Here is a 2,013-nt window from a genome sequence, read left to right on the forward strand (position 1 = left end):
CCCCCACCCCCCCCCCCCCCCCGCGGTCTTTCGGGGGGCGGGGGCGGGGGGCGGCGCTCCTCGTGCGGGGCGCGGGGGGGGGGGGGGGGGGGGGGGGGGGGGGCGCCCCCCCCCACTGGTCCCGGCCCGGGAACAAGGCGGGTTTAGGCCGTGACCAGGTCTTTCTTTTCGTCGACGGGGGCGTCGACCGGGTGGTCGTCGACCATGGTGGTCTCGTCGAACGGCAACTGGCGGTCCAGTACCGACCGGACGCGGTCGGGATCGATGGTCTTGGTCCAGGTGCCGATGAGCACCGTGGCGACGGCGTTGCCGGAGAAGTTGGTGACGGCCCGGGCCTCCGACATGAATCGGTCGATGCCCACGATCAGGCCGACGCCGTCGAGCAGTTCGGGCCGGTGGCTCTGCAGCCCGCCCGCCAGCGTCGCCAGGCCCGCACCGGTCACACCCGCCGCACCCTTGGAGGCCACGATCATGAACAGCAGCAGGCCCAGCTGCTCGGTCCACGACAGCGGCTTGCCCATGGCATCGGCGATGAACAGCGTCGCCATCGTCAGATAGATCGCGGTGCCGTCGAGGTTGAACGAGTATCCGGTCGGCACCACGATGCCGACGGTGGTCCGCTCCACCCCCAGATGCTCCATCTTCGCGATCAGCCGCGGCAGTGCCGACTCCGACGACGAGGTGGAGACGATCAGCAGGTACTCGCGCGCCAGATACCGGACCAGCTTGAAGATCGACACGCCGGACGCGACCCTCATCATCACGCCCAGCACGCCGAATACGAACACCACGCAGGTCAGATAGAACGCCACCATCAGCAGCGCGAGCTGCTCGACCGCCTCCAGCCCCGTCGACGCCACCACATTGGCGATGGCACCGAACGCGCCGATCGGCGCGAGCCACAGGATCATCGTCAGGATCCGGAACACCAACTTCTGGATCAGCCCCACCGCGCGCAGGATGGGCTCACCGGTCGGACCCATCGCCTGGATCGCGAACCCGGCCAGCAGCGCCACGAACAGCGCCTGCAACACGCTGCCCGAGGTCAGCGAGGACAGCAGCGAGTCCGGGATGATGCTCTCCAGGAACTCCCAGGTGCCACCGGCGCCCTCGGCCTGCTCGGCGTACTTGGCGGCGTCCTTGGCGTGGGCGGCGATGTTCAGGCCGCTGCCCGGCTCCAGCACGTTGCCCACCACCAGGCCGATCGCCAGCGCGAAGGTGGACATCACCAGGAAGTACGCGAGCGTCAGCCCGCCGACCTTGCCGACCCGCGATGCCGCGCGCACCGAGCCGATGCCGAGCACGATCGTGCAGAAGATGACCGGTGCGATCATCATCTTGATCAGGTTCACGAACATCGTGCCCAGTTCGCCGACCGATTTGCCGAACCCGGGAGCCAGCCAGCCGACGAGAATGCCCGCCAGCACCGCCACGATCACGGCGATATAGAGCCAGTGGGTGCGGTCGCGTCGCCGCGTCTGTTCGGTCATGCGGGTTGTGCCTCCTGGTCCTGCGGTGTTCGATCGGTGGCCCGGGGCCTACGTGGGTGAGATAGGTGAGCTGGGCCACGCGATCTGCGGATAATGCTCCCGGTTACCGTGACCGAGGTCACTATTTCGTACATTTCGTTCACCGAGAGGACGTTGCGGGTGGAACGGCGCATCGGCCGCGGCCGGGGGATGACGCTGGCGGGACAGGTATTCGTCGTGCAGCTCGTGGTCCTGGTGGCGGTGGTCGCCGTAGGGGTGGCGCTGACGGTCTGGGAGCTGCGCCGCGATCAGGACGACGCCACCGCGCGGCGGGTCACGGGCATCGGCGGGGCGGGGGGCCGGGGCCCCGCGGGCCCGCGCGCCGGGGGGGCCCGGGGGCCCCCCCCCCGCGAGCGCCCGCGGTGCGGACCAAGATCATCCTGTTCATGACGACGGCGTTCGCCGGATGGGTCGTCGGCTCCTGCAACATTCTGCGATTCGCCAGCGTGCAGGCGAATCAGGGTGTGGGACTGGAGTTTCAGTA

Annotated in this window: 2 protein-coding genes; one reads left to right on the forward strand and one right to left on the reverse strand. The window is 69.2% G+C overall.

Annotated elements, in window-relative coordinates; genetic code table 11:
• Positions 1 to 143: 143 nt before the first annotated feature.
• A complete protein-coding gene (locus tag QH290_RS00480; RefSeq protein ID WP_280267097.1) occupies positions 144 to 1,490 on the reverse strand; it encodes a cation:dicarboxylate symporter family transporter in 1,347 nt (448 codons plus the stop codon).
• A 108-nt stretch (positions 1,491 to 1,598) separates the two neighbouring features.
• Here QH290_RS00480 and QH290_RS00485 point away from each other — a divergent pair, with 108 nt between their 5' ends.
• Positions 1,599 to 1,919, forward strand: coding sequence for a hypothetical protein (locus tag QH290_RS00485; protein ID WP_280381656.1), 321 nt, complete (start codon positions 1,599 to 1,601; stop codon positions 1,917 to 1,919).
• Positions 1,920 to 2,013: the final 94 nt, after the last annotated feature.

Origin of the sequence: Nocardia wallacei (assembly GCF_029869545.1) — a bacterium.
Classification (GTDB): Bacteria; Actinomycetota; Actinomycetes; order Mycobacteriales; family Mycobacteriaceae; genus Nocardia; species Nocardia wallacei_A.

Coding starts and splice junctions, on each gene's coding strand:
- QH290_RS00480 (WP_280267097.1), bottom strand. CDS start 1,490: ATGACCGAACAGACGCGGCGACGCGACCGCACCCACTGGCTCTATATC.